This is a genomic window from Streptomyces sp. NPDC088733, from assembly GCF_044751185.1.
Taxonomy (GTDB): domain Bacteria; phylum Actinomycetota; class Actinomycetes; order Streptomycetales; family Streptomycetaceae; genus Actinacidiphila.
This window is the reverse complement of the sequence record NZ_JBIVLH010000027.1, coordinates 20545-35574: the sequence shown is the minus strand read 5'-3', so window position 1 is coordinate 35574 and position 15030 is coordinate 20545. Positions and strand designations below refer to the sequence as shown.

The window sequence follows — 15030 nt, the reverse complement described above, 5'->3', positions numbered from 1 at the left end:
GCACGTTCGACGGCCGGGGAAGCCCCGGGTGGACAGGGTGCCGGCCCGTCCGCCCGGGGCTTCGCCGTGTCTCAGGAGCGCAGGGCGTCGACGGGTTCCATACGCGACGCCCGCAGCGACGGGTAGAGGCCGGCCAGGAGTCCGACGAGGGCTCCGGCGACCGGGGCCCCGAACGCGAGGCGGACGTCCAGGACCGGGGTCCAGTCCCTGGCGGCGGAGACGGCCACGACGACGACCATGCCGAGGACTGCGCCGAGGACGCCGCCGAGGAGGCCGATGGTCGTCGACTCCACCAGGAACTGGGCGGCGATCTGCCGTCGGGAGGCGCCCAGCGCGCGGCGCAGCCCGATCTCCCCGATCCGCTCCATGACCGTCACCAGCGTCACATTGGCGATGCCGATGGCCCCGACCACCAGGGAGACCAGTCCGAGGACCAGGAACAGGCCGTTGACGTCGCCCTGGACTCCCTTGCGCGCCTTGGCCGGGTCGGGCGGTGCGGTGACGGCGAGGGCGTCCTCGGCACCCGGGGCCAGCGCGATCGGCGCCTGGTGCGCGACCTGGAGCGCCGCGCCGAGCGCGGTGTTGATCAGGACCCGGGTCACCGCTCCCAGGCCCAGCTGGTCCTGGGCGGTGGTGGGCGGCAGCATCACCGCCGCGGCGAGCTGCTGCTCGCGCTCGGCTCCGCCGAGGATCCCGATCACGGTGTAGGCCTGGCCCCCCAGGAAGACCGCCGGCGCATCGCGCACCGAGCTGATGCCGAGCAGCCGTGCGGCCTGGTCGCCGAGCACCGCCACCCGGTCGTGCCGGGCGATGTCCCCGTCGTCGTAGAAGCGCCCGGTCGTCATCCGCCCGCGCACCGCGGCGGGCAGCGTGGGCGACGCGGCGAGGACGGCCAGCGTCTGGCCGGTGAGGTCGCCGGGGGCCACCACGTCGTTCGCCCGCACCTGGACGTTCGCGGTGGCCTGGGAGTCGGCGAGGGCCGCCGCCGACTCGACCCCGGCCAACCGCCGGACCGCGTCGACGCCCGACCAGTCCACCAGTGGAACGGGGTCGGCCGACGGGGGCGGCGGCGGGACCACCACCGTGACCGAGGTCGCGGTGAGGGCGTCGAAGCGGCCGACGATCTGGTTGCCCGCGGTGGCCGAGACCCCGATGGTGATGACCAGGGTGGTGATGCCCAGGACGGTGCCCAGTGTGGTCAGGGCGGAGCGCATCGGGCGGGCGAGCACCCCGGCCAGCGCCTCGCTCCCCAGGTCCCGGAGGTCCATCCAGGGGCGCTCGATGCCCCCGGCCCTGCCGCGGCGCCGTGCCCGTCGCCCGCGGCCCGGCTTGCGGGGGCCCGCTGCCGCGCGGTCCGCCGCGGCCGCCAGTTCGAGCACGCGCGCCCTGGCGCGCAGCCGGGCCCTCATCGGGTCTCCTCGGTCAGCCGTCCGTCACTGATCCGCACCCGCCGGTCGGCCCGCCTGCTGACCGCCTCCTCGTGGGTGATCACCACCAACGTCATGCCCTGCTCGCTCAGTTCGTCGAAGAGGTCGAGCACCGAGCCGGTGTTCTCGCTGTCGAGGTTGCCGGTCGGCTCGTCGCAGAGCAGCAGGGCGGGCTCGCTCATCAGCGCGCGGGCGATCGCCACGCGCTGCCGCTCGCCGCCGGAGAGCCGGTCCGGCCGGAAGCCGGCCCGGTGCGCCAGGCCCACGCGTTCCAGGGCCTGTTCGGCCCGCGCGCGGCGGCCTGCGCGGCCGCGTCCCGGGCGCGGCCGGCGATAGGCCTCGGCCAGCATGACGTTCTCGTCCACCGTGCGGTAGGGCAGCAGGTGGAAGGACTGGAAGACGAATCCGATCCGGCTGCCGCGCAGCGAGGTGCGCTCCAGGTCGCCGAGCGTCCTGGTCTCCACCCCGTCCAGCCAGTAGGCGCCCGCGGTGGGGCGGTCGAGCAGGCCCAGGGTGTTGAGCAGCGTCGACTTGCCGGAACCGGACGGGCCGACGATCGACAGGTGCTCCCCGCGGCGGACGGCCAGGTTCACGTCCCGCAGGGCGTGCACCGGCGGTTCGGAGTCGAAGGCCCGGTCGACGCCGACCAGTTGGATCACCGTGTCCGCGTCCGGCACGGCGGGCACGGCGGGCAGGAGGAGCGTCCGCGGGCCGTTCACTGGCCGATCACCACGGAGTCGCCGGCTTTCAGGGCGTCGCCGGTGGGCGTGACCTCCACCTGGCCCTCCGCGGACAGACCCGCCTTGACGGGGACGTCCACCACGGTGCTGCCGCGACGGACCCGCACCCTGGCCTGCCCGTCGGCCGACGTGTGGAGCGCGGCGATCGGCACCGTCAGCACCTTGCCGTCCGACGAGCCCACCTCGATGGTCACCTTCGCGGACCCGTTGGCGTTGCCGGTCAGCTTCCCCGACGGGACGGAGATCTGCACCGGCACGGGCGCCGCGGCGTCGCCGCCACCTCCGCCCGAGGTTCCCGCCGTGTCCTGGCCGTTCCCCGCGTCGTTCTTCGGCACGTCGTCGCCGAGTGCCACCAGCTTCCCCACCGCTCTTCCGCCGTCGGGGGTCTCCACCTGCGCCGTCATGCCCTTGTGGAGCAATGTGGCGTCGCTGCCGGGGACCACGGCCTGCACCACGACCCGGGAGCTGGTGACCGTGCCCAGGATTCCTGACGGTGTGTCACCGATTTTCACGGACACCTTGTCCAGGCGGGCCGGCAGATCCGGCAGGAAGATCACCTCACCGGCGGGGACCTTGGTCCCGTAGCCGGCCTGGAAGGCGGCCAGCGCCGCATTGGCCGCGTCCAACTGCTGCTGCGCCGCCTTCCGTTGCAGCCTGGCCTCTTCGTCACCGGTGCCGCTGCCGGCGCCCTCGGAACCGCCGCCCGCACCCGCGGCCGCGAGGACGGCCTGCTGGGCGGTGGTCACCGCCGCTTCGAGCGTCCCCAGCTGCTGCTTGTCCGCGACGCTGGGCTCCTCGGCGTGAAAACCCTTGCTCCGGTACCAGCGGCTCACCGCGGTGGCGTCCCCGAGCCCGTAGGTCCCGGTGGCTCCGGCGGAGGTGAACCCCAGCCGCTTCAGGGCCTGCTCGAGCTGCCGGACGTCGTCCCCCGACGTGCCGGGCCCCAGCGTGCGGTACATCGGGACGGTGCCGCGCAGCACTAGGACCGGCCGGCCGCTCACCTGCATCAGCACGTCGCCCTCCTTCACCTCCGACCCGGCGACCAGCGCCTTGGTGACCCGCTGGACGACGGCGTCACCGGCCCCGGAGCCGGACCCGCCGGAGCCGGAGTCGGCGGATCCGACCGGCCCGGCCAGCGCGAGGCTCTGCGGTGAGGCGAACTCCACCGACCCCTGCGCCACCACACTCGCCGTCAGCGCCCGCCGCTGGACCGCGACGGTGACCGGTCCGGCCTCCGGCGGCCGATGGGCGGCCGCCGCGTCCGCCGGCGACTGCATCTGCGAGCCGGCGAACCAGCCGCCAGCCCCGACGAGCCCCACCGCGGAGACGATGATCCCCAACTGCCGGGGGCGGCTGCCCACCCGGTCGCGGCGGCGGCTCATCCGGCACCGCCGCCGCTGGTCGGGGCCTTGAGGAACTTCGGGAAGTAGGCGGCCCGGAACTCCTTGCCGCACTTCAGGTCCTGCAGCGCCAGGGCGATGTCCTTGGTGAGCAGCGGCAGGGCCTCGTCCTTGCCCATGGTGTCCAGCGGGGTCCCGTCCGGGGTCACGGTGCCGATCCGCGCGTTGGGGGGAGTGGACATGCTCGCCTGGAACTTGACCATGTCCCCGATGCCGGTCGGCTGCGTGGTGGTGACGTGGATGCCGTCCTTGCTCAGGCACGAGGCGTACGCCTGGGCCAGCGCGATCAGCTGCGGATCGCCGTTGAGTGCCTGCGCGTTCGCCTGGTCCTGTGCCGCGGAGGCATTGCCGCGCTCCTGGGGCGACGCGGAGCCGTAGACCTGGCGGTTGGCCGATCCCTCGCAGCCCGACCACCCCTTTTCGCCGGTCTTCGGGTCCGGGGGGCCGCCCAGCGCCTTGTCGTAGGCGGTCTTCTGCGAGGCCGTGAGGGTGGCGACGTAGTCCGCGTTGGGAGAGACGGTCGAGGCGTTCTGGGCCGCCTTGCTGCCCGGTGCCTGGGGGTCGTCGGGGTAGACGAAGGCCGCGTAGATGCCGAAGCCGTACTTCTGCCGGTACTTCTCCGTCAGCCGGTAGTCCGCCCCGTCGGTGTCCCAGGAGGCCAAGGGGTCCTCGGGGGCCACGGGCGTGTAGACGAACCCCTGCTTCTTCATGCAGGCCGCGACCGCGTTCTCCATGAGGTACTGCTTCTTGAGGTCCGCGCCGGCGTCCGCGGGAACGTCGAGTTCCCCGGACGAGCCCGCCGGGGACTTCCCGCCGCCGTCCGCCGCGTGCGACGCCGCGCCGGAGCCGCAGGCCGCGAGCAGCGGCAGCAGACTCACCGCCACGGCCAGTTTCCGAACAGTGCGGGATCCAGACATGCTCTTCCGTCCGATCGAGAGGGTGGGGTGGGGTGCGTGGCGGCGGGGTAGTGCCCGCGCCTGCGGCTTCCGGAGCCGCGGACGCCCGCGACGACCAAGGGGTGCCGCCGGGTTGAAGAGTGGCGTCCGCAGGTGATGGCCCGCGGCCCGGACGATGACCGGGCTGTAACGGCGGGACTCGGCCCGTCACGGAGGCCGGGGCGGCCCCCTACGGCACGTGCGGCCCGGAGACGTAGTGGCCGTTCTTGTCGTACGGCCAGGCGTTGGCGACGCAGCCGTGCAGCCCCTTGATCTGCTGCATCATGACGGGGGCCGGTTGGCCGGGGCCGCCGCAGGTCATGTGCGTGAGGCCCAGGGAGTGCCCCATCTCGTGGTTGATGATCAGCGCGCGGTACTCGTGGATCGGTCCGTCGAACGTGGGCGAGCCCTTCACCCAGCGCTTGAGGTTGACCACCACCCCGCCGGGGATCTCGCAGTTGTACTCGCCGTGGGTGCTCTGGTGGATGCCCGCCCAGCACAGGGCGTCCGCCGTCCCCGGTGTCGCTATCTTGATCACGAGGTCGTAGGGCTCCCCCGCGCCCACCGGCCGGAACGAGTTGTTGCCGCTGTGGGTCCAGCCCCTGGGGGCGGCGAGTATCCCGGCGATCTCCCGCGCCGCCTCGTCGGGGGAGACATCGAGCCCGGTCTCGACCTGCACCGCGTAGCGGATCAGATGCGGACCGCGGCCGACCTTCTCGCCGCCGGCCCGCGCGGTGGTGAACATGCCGCTGCCCGTCGCCGGGACGTCGATCTCGGTAGGTGTCGGGGTCGGCGTCGGCGTCGGGCTCGGACGGGGCGCGGGCGAGTGGGTGAGGTGCGTCACGTGCCGCGGGGGCTGCGTACTGCTGGACGCGTCGCTCCGCCCGCCGTCGAGGAGGAAGATGGCGGAGCCGAGCAGACCGGCGGCCGCCATGACCAGGATCAGCCAGCGCCCGCCCCGGCGGCGCGGACGGCGGCGATGGGACGTCCGGCGGCGCCCGCCGTGCCCGGAGTCGCCCTGCCGGCGACTGCGGTGGGCGGCCGCGCTCTCGGTGGGCGGTGCGGATTCCCGCTCTCGTGCCGAATACATGGCAGCTCAAACTGGTCTTTTCAGATGATCGCCATAGGTTCGGAAAGTCACAAGAAGATAACGGGCAGCTCTCCTTATGACCCTTCTGTAACAGGCCCCGGGAGGGGCTCTTCGCGGGCCGATCACCGAATACGGTCTGCGTACACTGTCGAGGTGTCGCGAGTCCTTATTGTCGAAGACGACCCGGATGTCCGCAATGCCGTGCAATTGGCGCTGCGGCACCAGGGCCATCACGTCGTGGCCGCCGGTACGGGCGAAGAGGGGCTGGAGCAGCTCCGCCCCTTCCGGCCCGACGTGGTGGTGCTCGACCTCATGCTGCCCGGCATGTCCGGCCTCGACGTGTGCCGGCGGATCAGGGACCGCGACCAGGTGCCGATCATCATGGTGACCGCCAAGGGGGACGACATCGACGTGGTCGTGGGCCTGGAGGCCGGCGCCGACGACTACGTGGTCAAGCCCGTGCAGGCCCGGGTGCTCGACGCCCGAATACGGGCCGTACTGCGCCGGCAGGACGCGTCGGTCGCCGACGGCATCCGCCCCAGGGCGGAGTCGCACGGCGCGCTGGTCATCGACCGGGCCGGGCTCGTGGTGACGCACCACGGCGCCCCCGTCGCGCTCGCCCCCTCCGAACTCCGGCTGCTGCTGACGCTGTCGGCCTCGCCCGGCCAGGTCTTCAGCCGCCAGCAACTGCTGGAAGCCGTCTGGGAGCACAGCTACCACGGCGACATACGGCTCGTGGACGCCTGCGTGAAGCGGCTGCGCAACAAACTGGGCGAACTGGGCGGGGATCCGCAGTACATCCAGACCGTCCGCGGTTTCGGCTACCGGTTCGTCTCCCCGTGAGCGGCAGGAGATCCGTACGGGCCCGCGAGGCCGGCGCGGCCGCCGGCGAGCCCGCTCCCCGGCCGAAGCGGTTCCTCGGGGCGGCCCTGGCGAAGGCGCCGCTGCCGCTGCGGGGCCTGCGCGCCCGCCTGGTGGTGGCCTTCGCGCTGGTGGCCGTGGCCAGCTCCCTGAGCACCGGCGCGCTCGCCTTCCGGGAGGCGCGTACGGGCGTCCTCCAGCAGAGCCAGGACTCGGTGATCCAGCAGTTCCGGCACAGCGTCGACAACGTCGCCGTCTACACCCCCTCGACACCGGGCCAGGAGGACCTGCAGGCGGCCGTCAACCATGTGCTCTACGACAACCCGCAACGCAACTGGCGGGTCCTGGCCACCTACGGCACCCTCCGCGCCTGGTCGACCAGTCCGGACTTCAACCGGCTGAGCCCCACGCTGCTCCGTTCCGTGCGCACCACTCCCGCCGCGGTGTTCCAGCGGGTGAACGCCGACGGGCACCCCTGGCTCGTCGTCGGCATGCCGATCACCTACGCCAACCCCCCGTCGAAGAACCTCCTGCTCTCGGGGATGGTCATGTACCTGGTGGTGCCGCAGGACGCGGAGAACGGCTACGTCCAGGCGATGGTCAGCGGTATCGAGCGCGCCACACTGGTGGCACTCGCCCTCGCCGTGGTCCTGGCGCTGCTGGCCGCCAGCGGCGTGCTCCGCCCCGTACGGGCGCTGCGCCGCGCGACGCGCCGGATGGCCGAGGGGCACCTCGACGTCCGGCTGGCCGTCAACGGCTCCGACGAACTGGCGGACCTCTCCCAGTCCTTCAACGACACCGCGGCCGCGCTGGAGCGGTCGGTCGCCGAACTGCGCCGGCTGGAGGCCCAGGCGCGCCGCTTCGCCGCGGACGTCTCCCACGAACTGCGCACCCCCCTGACGGCGATGGCGGCACTCACCGACGTGCTGGACGAGAACGCGCTGCACCACGACCGGGAGACCGGCGAGGCACTGCGGCTCATCAGTGAGGGCACCATCCGGCTGAGCGCCCTGGTGGAGGACCTGATGGAGATCTCCCGCTTCGACGCGGGGGCGATCGAACCCAACCTGGACGAGGTCGACCTGGCCGAGTCGGTACGCCGCACCCTCGCCTCCCGGGGGTGGCAGGACCAGGTGGAGACCGACCTGCCGGGGCCCGGCGTGCTCAGGACGCGCGTGGATCCGCGCCGCCTCGACGTCGTCATGGCCAATCTGGTCGGCAACGCCCTGCGGCACGGGGCGCCGCCCGTGCGGCTGACCATGAGCGTGCGGGAGGAGCGAAGCGGCTTGGCGTGGGCCGTCATCGAGGTGTCCGACAGCGGACCCGGGATCGCCGAGGAGGCGATGCCGCACATCTTCGAGCGCTTCTACAAGGCCGGCGCCTCGCGCACCAGGAGCGAGAGCAGCGGGCTCGGCCTGGCCATCACGGTGGAGAACGTCCACCTGCACGGCGGCCGCATCAGCGCGGCGAACCAGCCCTGGGGCGGGGCGGCGTTCACCGTCGAACTCCCCCTGCACCGCGAGTCCTCGACGGCCGACGACGACGCCGCGGCGGGTGCCCGGTGAAGCGCTCCCGTGCGGCGGCGCTGCTCGTCGGGGCCGCGGCCGCGCTCACGCTGGGGGCGTGCGGTGTCCCCCCGTCCGGCGTCATCCAGGCCGGCGAACCGGCGAGCGGCATTTCCCGCGCCGACGCGCAGCCCGCGTCGTCGGCCGATGTGTACTTCCTCGTCAACGGGGTTCCGGCACCTTACGGCCGCAAGGTCGTCGGCGCCCGGGAGCTCAGCGCCGTCCTGGCCCTGCTGTTCGACGGACCGGCCAAGAGCGAGGCCGCGGAGTCCGCCACCACAGAGCTGCCCCGCATGATCGCGGCACCGCATGCGACCACCGACAACGGCACGGTCTCCGTCCTGCTCCCGGGGAACCTCAGCCCCTTCAGCCACGCGGCCATGCTCCAGTTGACGTGCACGGTGACCCACGCGCTCGTGCCGCTGGACTCCCGGTCCGTCACCTCGGTGGGAGGGACCGGCGGCGCGGATGCTTCCGTCCAGGGACAGGGCAAGCCGGCGCCCAAGAACGTCCGCGCGGTCGGCAACGGGTGGACGAGAACGCTCCCCGCGGACGCGTGCCCGTTTCCCGTCCGTCCGTAGCGGCGGCAGCGGCCGGTCAGCCGCCGCGCAGGAGGGCGTTGAGCCGGGCGGCCTGGCGCGTCAGATGATCACGCTCGGCGAGGTCGGGGGCCCTGCGGGCCGCCTCGGCGTACAGCCGTGCCGCCGTCACGAGATCACCGTCGCGCTCGTGGAGATGGGCCGCCACCGCGGTGTGGCGCGGAACGGGGTCCGCGCCCGGGGAGCCGGACGGGGAGCCGGTCACCGCCGCGAGCGCCGCGAGCCCCGCGCGCGGTCCGTCGGCCTCGCAGACGGCCACCGCGCGGTTGAGCCGGACGACCGGGCTGTCGGTCAGGCGCACCAGCTCGTCGTACCACTCCACGATCTGCACCCAGTCGGTCTCCTCGGCGGTTCGCGCGTCGGCATGGAGCGCCGCGACGGCGGCCTGGGCCTGGTACTCGCCCAGCCGGTCGCGGGCGAGGGCCGCCTGGAGGATCGCGACACCCTCGGCGATCGCCCCGGTGTCCCACCGGCCGCGGTCCTGTTCGGCGAGCGGCACCAGGCTGCCGTCGGGCGCGGTCCGGGAGGCGCGCCGGGCGTGGTGGAGCAGCATCAGGGCGAGCAGCCCGGCCACTTCGGGATGATCGATCGCGGCGGCGAGTCGACGGGTGAGGCGGATCGCCTCGGCGGCGAGGTCGACGTCGCCGGAGTAGCCCTCGTTGAAGACCAGGTAGAGGACGCGCAGCACGGTGGCGACGTCGCCGGGCCGGTCCAGGCGCACGCCGGAGACGGTGCGCTTGGCACGGCTGATGCGCTGCGCCATCGTCGCCTCGGGCACCAGGTAGGCCCGGGCGATCTGACGAGTGGTCAGACCACCCACGGCGCGCAGGGTGAGCGCGACCGCGGACGAGGGCGTCAACGACGGGTGGGCGCACAGGAAGTAGAGCTGGAGCGTGTCGTCCGCGCCCGGCGCGGGCCCCGGCACCGGCTCCTCGTCGACGAGGTCCTCGCGCCGGCGCCGGGCGGCGTCCGCCCGGGCGGCGTCGAGGAACCGGCGCCAGGCCACGGTGACCAGCCACGCCTTGGGGTCGCGCGGAGGGTCGTCCGGCCAGACGCGGACCGCCTCGACCAGCGCGTCCTGCACGGCGTCCTCGGCCGCCGCGAAGGGGGCTCCGCGGCGGACGAGGATCGCGAGCACGCTCGGTGTGAGGCTCCGGAGCAGGGCCTCGTCCATGGCAGAGGTCACTCGGTGATGGTGTGGGCAGCGGTCAGGAACGGGCGCAGCTCCAGCCACTCGTGGATGGGCTTCCCGCCCGCTCCGGGTGCGGCGGACAGCTCCCCGGCGAGTTCGACGGCGCGCTCGTGGCTGTCGACGTCGATCACCATCCAGCCGGCGATGAGGTCCTTGGTCTCGGCGAACGGGCCGTCGGTGACGGGCGGCCGCCCCTCGCCGTCGTACCGCACCCAGGTCCCCTCGGGGGCGAGCGCCTGACCGTCGACGAACTCGCCGGTCTTCTCCAGCCGGGCCGCGAATTCGTGCATGTACTGCATGTGCGCCGAGATCTCCTCCGGCGTCCACTCGGTCATGGGCACGTCGTTGACCGCGGACGGAGCGCCTCGGTAGTGCTTGAGCAGCAGGTACTTGGCCATGGTCGTTCTCCTCGCTCCTGGTGCGGCCCATTGTGGCCGCCTTCACCCCTGGGACGGAGCCGGCCGCCGGTTCTCGACACGGCGGGGCACACGAATTCAGGGCCGGGCCGAACGCAGTCCCGCGACGAGGAGTCCGACCAGGACGCGCGGGTCGTAGCGGGGATCGCTCTCCGCGCCGATGCACAGGTTTCCGACGCCGCGCATGAGCTGGTACGCGTCGGTGCCGGTGCCGATCTCCCCGGCGCCGGCCGCGGCATCGAGCAGCTGGGCGCACACGGGCAGCAGCCGGTCGAGGAAGTAGGCGTGCAGGGCGTCGAACTCGGTGTGGTCGGACTGCAGCACCGCGGCGAGTCCGTGCTTGGTGACCAGGAAATCGACAAAGAGATCAATCCACTGCGCCAGGGCCACGTACGGACTCGCCGCGCCGGCCAGCAGCGCCGGTCCGGCCTCCGCGCACGCCTCGACCTGGTGCCGGTAGACGGCGATGATCAGATCCGCCCGCGTGGGGAAGTGGCGGTAGATCGTGCCCGTCCCGACGCCGGCCCTGGCCGCGATGTCGCGCACCGGCGCTTCGACGCCCGCCGCGACGAAGCTCGCGGCGGCCGCTTCGAGCAGGGTCTCCTTGTTGCGCCGGGCGTCCGCCCGCTTGGGCCGGGCCGCGCCCACCGCGCCCGCGTCGCTGTCGTTCACCGCGGCGTGCCTCCCCTGCCGAATCGCGCTTGCTAAACGGAACGTCGTTCCGTATCGTTAACGGAACAAGGTTCCGCTTGCTCATGATGCCAGAGCAGGGGGCCTACGACCAAGCAGTTCCAGAGGAGACACGGTCATGCAGTACCGCACCTTGGGCCGCACCGGTGTGCAGGTCAGCTCCCTCGCGCTCGGCGCGATGAACTTCGGCCCGATCGGACGCACCACCCAGGACGAGGCCACCGCGATCGTCGACGCCGCCCTGGAGGGCGGGATCAACGTCATCGACACCGCCGACATGTACGGCGACGGGCAGTCGGAGGAGATGGTCGGCAAGGCCGTCGCCGGCCGCCGTGACGACATCGTGCTGGCCACGAAGGCGGCCATGCCGATGGGCGACGAACGCAACCACCGGGGCGGTTCCCGCCGCTGGCTGGTCACCGCCCTCGACGACAGCCTGCGCCGACTCGGCGTCGATCACGTCGATCTCTACCAGATCCACCGGTGGGACCCGGCGACCAGCGACGAGGAGACGCTGTCGGCCCTGACCGACCTGCAACGCGCGGGAAAGATCCGTTACTTCGGCTCCTCGACCTTCCCGGCCCACCGCCTCGTCCAGGCCCAGTGGGCCGCCCGGGAGCACCACGTGGGCCGGTACGTCACCGAGCAGCCCAGCTACTCGATCCTGCAGCGCGGTGCCGAGGCCCACGTCCTGCCGGTGACCGAGGAGTACGGCCTCGGCGTGCTGGTGTGGAGCCCGCTGGCCTCCGGCTGGCTGTCGGGGGCGGTCCGCGCGGGCCGGGAGATCACCACCCACCGCTCGGCGCTCCTGCCGCAGCGTTTCGACCTGTCCGTACCCTCCAACCGCGCCCGGCTCGACGCGGTGGAGCGCCTTGCCGCGGTCGCCGACGAGGCCGGTCTGACCATGATCCAGCTCGCCCTCGGATTCGTGACCGCGCACCCCGCCGTGACCGGCGCGATCATCGGCCCCCGCACGCCGGAGCACCTGCACGCGCAGCTGGCCGCCGCGGACATCACGCTCTCCGCCGATGTGCTCGACGCGATCGACGCGATCGTCCCGCCGGGCGCCGACCTCGCCGCGCACGAGAAGTTCGACACGCCGCCCGCCCTGCTCGACCCGTCGCTGCGGCGCCGCTGACATCAGCAGGATCAGTACGTCATCGGCGCCGGCGCGCCCGCCACCGGGCGCCGAACCGCCGGCGCGGCCGCCTCGTCGGGGAAACGCGGCGGGAGGCGCCCTCCTCGCGCACCGGCCGCCACGGATCGCCGGGCGCCGTCACGGGCGTCTTCCGCTCCGCCTGCGCCTGGATCTCGTAATGCGCGTCGTGGGCCGTCACCTGGAAGGCCTCCTCGTAGGAGGCCATCGCCGCCCGGACGGCGGAACCGGCCACGCCCCTGCGGCGGATCACCGTCGCCAGCCACGCGAAGAGGCCCATGACCGCGGCCAGGCAGGCGGCGAGGGCCACGTACGGCAGGAGCGGTCCCATGGCCCTGAGCCTAGGCGCGCGTACCGCAAAAAAACACCGGCGTCCCGGCCGGCCCGACGGGGCCGGCCAGGACGCCGGGGCGTCACACGGTCAGACAGTCACACGGTCGGACCGTCAGACGAGGTCGAACCGGTCGAGGTCCATGACCTTGGTCCACGCCGCGACGAAGTCGCGCACGAACTTCTCCTTCGCGTCGTCGCTCGCGTAGACCTCCGCGAGCGCGCGCAGCTCGGAGTTGGACCCGAAGACCAGGTCGGCACGGCTGCCGGTCCACTTGACCTCGCCCGTGGCGCTGTCGCGGCCCTCGAAGGTGTTCGCGTCCTCCGACGTCGCCTTCCACACCGTGCCCATGTCGAGCAGGTTGACGTAGAAGTCGTTGGTCAGCGACCCGGGGGTCGTGGTGAGGACACCGAGGGACGACTGCTGGTAGTTGGCGCCCAGGACGCGCAGGCCGCCGACGAGGACGGTCAGCTCGGGGGCGCTGAGGGTCAGCAGGTTCGCCCGGTCGATCAGCAGGTACTCGGCCGGCAGGCGGTTGCCCTTGCCGAGGTAGTTGCGGAAGCCGTCGGCCGCCGGCTCCAGCGCGGCGAAGGACTCCGTGTCGGTCTGGTCCTGCGTGGCGTCCGCGCGGCCCGGGGTGAAGGGCACCTCGACCTCGAAGCCCGCCTCCTTGGAGGCCTGCTCGACGCCCACGCCGCCGGCGAGGACGACCAGGTCGGCGAACGAGACCTCCTTGCCGTCGGTGCGGCCGGCGTTGAAGGACTGCTGCACGCCCTCCAGGGTGCGCAGCACCGTCGCGAGCTCGTCCGGCTCGTTGACCTCCCAGCCGGCCTGCGGCTGGAGGCGGATGCGCGCGCCGTTGGCGCCGCCGCGCTTGTCGCTGCCGCGGAAGGAGGAGGCCGACGCCCACGCGGTGGAGACGAGCTGGGAGACCGTCAGGCCGGAGTCGCGGATCAGGCCCTTGAGGGCGGCGACGTCGCCGGCCTCCACGAGCGGGTGCGTCACGGCCGGCAGCGGGTCCTGCCAGAGCAGGACCTCGTCCGGGACCTCGGAGCCGAGGTAGCGGACGACCGGGCCCATGTCGCGGTGCGTCAGCTTGTACCAGGCGCGCGCGAAGGCGTCCGCGAACTCGGCGGGGTTCTCCAGGAAGCGCCGCGAGATCTGCTCATAGGCCGGGTCGACGCGCAGCGACAGGTCGGTCGTCAGCATCGTCGGCGCGTGCGACTTCGACGCGTCGTGGGCGTCCGGGACGGTGCCCGCGCCGGCGCCGTCCTTCGGCCGCCACTGGTTGGCACCGGCGGGGCTCTGGAACAGCTCCCACTCGTAACCGAAGAGGATCTCGAAGAAGCTGTTGTCCCAGGTGATCGGCGTGTTGGTCCAGATGCCCTCCAGACCGCTGGTGATGGCGTCACCACCCTTGCCGGTGCCGAAGCTGTTCTTCCAGCCGAGGCCCTGCTCCTCGAGCGACGCGCCCTCCGGGTCGGCGCCGACGCTGTCGGCCGGGCCCGCGCCGTGGGTCTTGCCGAAGGTGTGACCGCCCGCGATCAGGGCGACCGTCTCCTCGTCGTTCATCGCCATCCGGCGGAACGTCTCACGGATGTCGCGAGCCGCGGCCAGCGGGTCCGGGGTCCCGTTGGGGCCCTCGGGGTTGACGTAGATGAGGCCCATCTGGACGGCGCCGAGCGGGTTCTCCAGCACGCGGTCGCCGGTGTAGCGCTCGTCGCCGAGCCAGGTGGTCTCCGGGCCCCAGTAGACGTCCTCGTCGGGCTCCCACACGTCCGCGCGGCCACCGGCGAAGCCGAAGGTCTCGAAGCCCATCGACTCCAGGGCGACGTTGCCGGCGAGGATCATGAGGTCGGCCCACGAGAGGTTCTGGCCGTACTTCTTCTTGACCGGCCACAGCAGACGGCGGGCCTTGTCGAGGTTGCCGTTGTCCGGCCAGCTGTTGAGGGGCGCGAAGCGCTGCTGCCCGGCGCCGGCGCCGCCGCGGCCGTCGCTGATGCGGTAGGTGCCGGCGCTGTGCCAGGCCATGCGGATGATGAACGGGCCGTAGTGGCCGAAGTCCGCGGGCCACCAGTCCTGGGAGGTCGTCAGGGCCTCGGCGATGTCGCGCTTCACCGCGGGGAGGTCCAGGCCCAGGAAGGCCTCGGCGTAGTCGAAGTCGCCGCCGAGGGGGTTGGCCACGGCCGGGTTCTTGGCGAGGATCTTCAGGTTGAGCCGCTCCGGCCACCACTGGCGGTTGCCGCCGCCCTGCGTCGGGTGCGGAGCACGTCCATGGGCGACCGGGCAGCCACCTCCGCCCTCCGTCTTGGCGTCGACGACGATGGCGTCATGGTTCTCAGACATGGGAATCCTTCCGGACCAGGCGGATCACGGTGCTCAGGCACTGCGGGCGGCGGGACAGCGGGGGCAGGGGGCCTCGGCGCTCGTACGACGGGGGCCGGGCGCGGCGCACGGGACGCGCCGCGACGCGCGCGGAAGGGGCCTCAGCCACGACTCGGCAGGGCCGGCACCGCGCAGAACGCCCGCGGTGATCCCGTCACGTCCCTGTCTCCTGCCGCGCTGAGGGCTTCCAGTCCCTTGGCTGTTGCCGGAACCGATCCTACGATGGACGCAGTCCAAGTCAAG

At 72.8% G+C, this 15030-nt stretch carries 14 protein-coding genes; 4 read left to right on the top strand and 10 right to left on the bottom strand.

The genetic code is table 11. The annotated features are described in order from the left end of the window. Positions 1-71: 71 nt before the first annotated feature. The 5 genes from ACIP64_RS34345 to ACIP64_RS34325 all read right to left on the bottom strand — a co-directional run bounded on the left by ACIP64_RS34345 (position 72) and on the right by ACIP64_RS34325 (position 5592). A complete protein-coding gene (locus ACIP64_RS34345; protein ID WP_401594690.1) occupies positions 72-1409 on the bottom strand; it encodes an ABC transporter permease in 1338 nt (445 codons plus the stop codon). After that, entirely contained in the window at positions 1406-2146 is a 741-nt protein-coding gene (locus ACIP64_RS34340; protein WP_401594687.1) for an ABC transporter ATP-binding protein, read from the bottom strand. Before ACIP64_RS34340 ends, ACIP64_RS34345 begins: the two co-directional genes overlap by 4 nt. Then, a complete protein-coding gene (locus tag ACIP64_RS34335) occupies positions 2143-3549 on the bottom strand; it encodes a Tat pathway signal protein (protein ID WP_401594685.1) in 1407 nt (468 codons plus the stop codon). Before ACIP64_RS34335 ends, ACIP64_RS34340 begins: the two co-directional genes overlap by 4 nt. Then, the gene (locus tag ACIP64_RS34330) at positions 3546-4451 is read right to left on the bottom strand and encodes a hypothetical protein (protein ID WP_401594682.1); all 906 of its coding nucleotides are present in this window, start codon (positions 4449-4451) and stop codon (positions 3546-3548) included. The genes ACIP64_RS34335 and ACIP64_RS34330 overlap by 4 nt, the downstream gene beginning before the upstream one ends. Before the next feature lie 241 nt (positions 4452-4692). Next, positions 4693-5592, bottom strand: a complete 900-nt coding sequence (locus ACIP64_RS34325) for a DUF3152 domain-containing protein (protein WP_401594679.1) — start codon at positions 5590-5592, stop codon at positions 4693-4695. Between the two features lie 153 nt (positions 5593-5745). Here ACIP64_RS34325 and ACIP64_RS34320 point away from each other — a divergent pair, with 153 nt between their 5' ends. From ACIP64_RS34320 to ACIP64_RS34310, 3 genes are all read left to right on the top strand, one after another. After that, on the top strand, positions 5746-6435 hold the full coding sequence (locus tag ACIP64_RS34320; protein WP_401594676.1) for a response regulator: 690 nt from the start codon (positions 5746-5748) through the stop codon (positions 6433-6435). A gap of 86 nt (positions 6436-6521) precedes the next feature. After that, positions 6522-8018, top strand: a complete 1497-nt coding sequence (locus tag ACIP64_RS34315; protein WP_401594932.1) for a sensor histidine kinase — start codon at positions 6522-6524, stop codon at positions 8016-8018. Then, positions 8015-8599 carry a hypothetical protein gene (locus ACIP64_RS34310; RefSeq protein WP_401594673.1) on the top strand — a complete coding sequence of 195 codons (585 nt, stop codon included), beginning with the start codon at positions 8015-8017 and terminating at the stop codon, positions 8597-8599. The genes ACIP64_RS34315 and ACIP64_RS34310 overlap by 4 nt, the downstream gene beginning before the upstream one ends. A 16-nt stretch (positions 8600-8615) precedes the next feature. On the opposite strand, the gene ACIP64_RS34305 is transcribed toward ACIP64_RS34310, so the two are convergent. The 3 genes from ACIP64_RS34305 to ACIP64_RS34295 all read right to left on the bottom strand — a co-directional run bounded on the left by ACIP64_RS34305 (position 8616) and on the right by ACIP64_RS34295 (position 10897). Continuing rightward, complete coding sequence (locus ACIP64_RS34305) at positions 8616-9791, bottom strand: RNA polymerase sigma factor (RefSeq protein ID WP_401594929.1); 1176 nt, start codon at positions 9789-9791, stop codon at positions 8616-8618. An 8-nt stretch (positions 9792-9799) separates the two neighbouring features. Beyond that, a complete protein-coding gene (locus ACIP64_RS34300; RefSeq protein WP_401594670.1) occupies positions 9800-10207 on the bottom strand; it encodes a YciI family protein in 408 nt (135 codons plus the stop codon). A 96-nt stretch (positions 10208-10303) separates the two neighbouring features. Then, positions 10304-10897 (bottom strand): TetR/AcrR family transcriptional regulator, encoded by a 594-nt coding sequence (locus tag ACIP64_RS34295; protein WP_401594667.1) that lies wholly within the window; start codon positions 10895-10897, stop codon positions 10304-10306. A 136-nt stretch (positions 10898-11033) separates the two neighbouring features. Between ACIP64_RS34295 and ACIP64_RS34290 the strand changes: the two genes are divergently transcribed. Further along, complete coding sequence (locus ACIP64_RS34290) at positions 11034-12053, top strand: aldo/keto reductase (RefSeq protein WP_401594664.1); 1020 nt, start codon at positions 11034-11036, stop codon at positions 12051-12053. Positions 12054-12072: 19 nt separating this feature from the next. Here the strand turns inward: ACIP64_RS34290 and ACIP64_RS34285 are convergent, their stop codons facing one another. Together ACIP64_RS34285 and katG are read right to left on the bottom strand one after the other, a co-directional pair. Continuing rightward, positions 12073-12402, bottom strand: a complete 330-nt coding sequence (locus tag ACIP64_RS34285) for a hypothetical protein (RefSeq protein WP_401594661.1) — start codon at positions 12400-12402, stop codon at positions 12073-12075. A gap of 114 nt (positions 12403-12516) precedes the next feature. Then, positions 12517-14748: a catalase/peroxidase HPI gene (katG, locus tag ACIP64_RS34280; RefSeq protein WP_401594659.1), complete on the bottom strand. Its 2232-nt coding sequence runs from the start codon at positions 14746-14748 to the stop codon at positions 12517-12519. Positions 14749-15030: the final 282 nt, after the last annotated feature.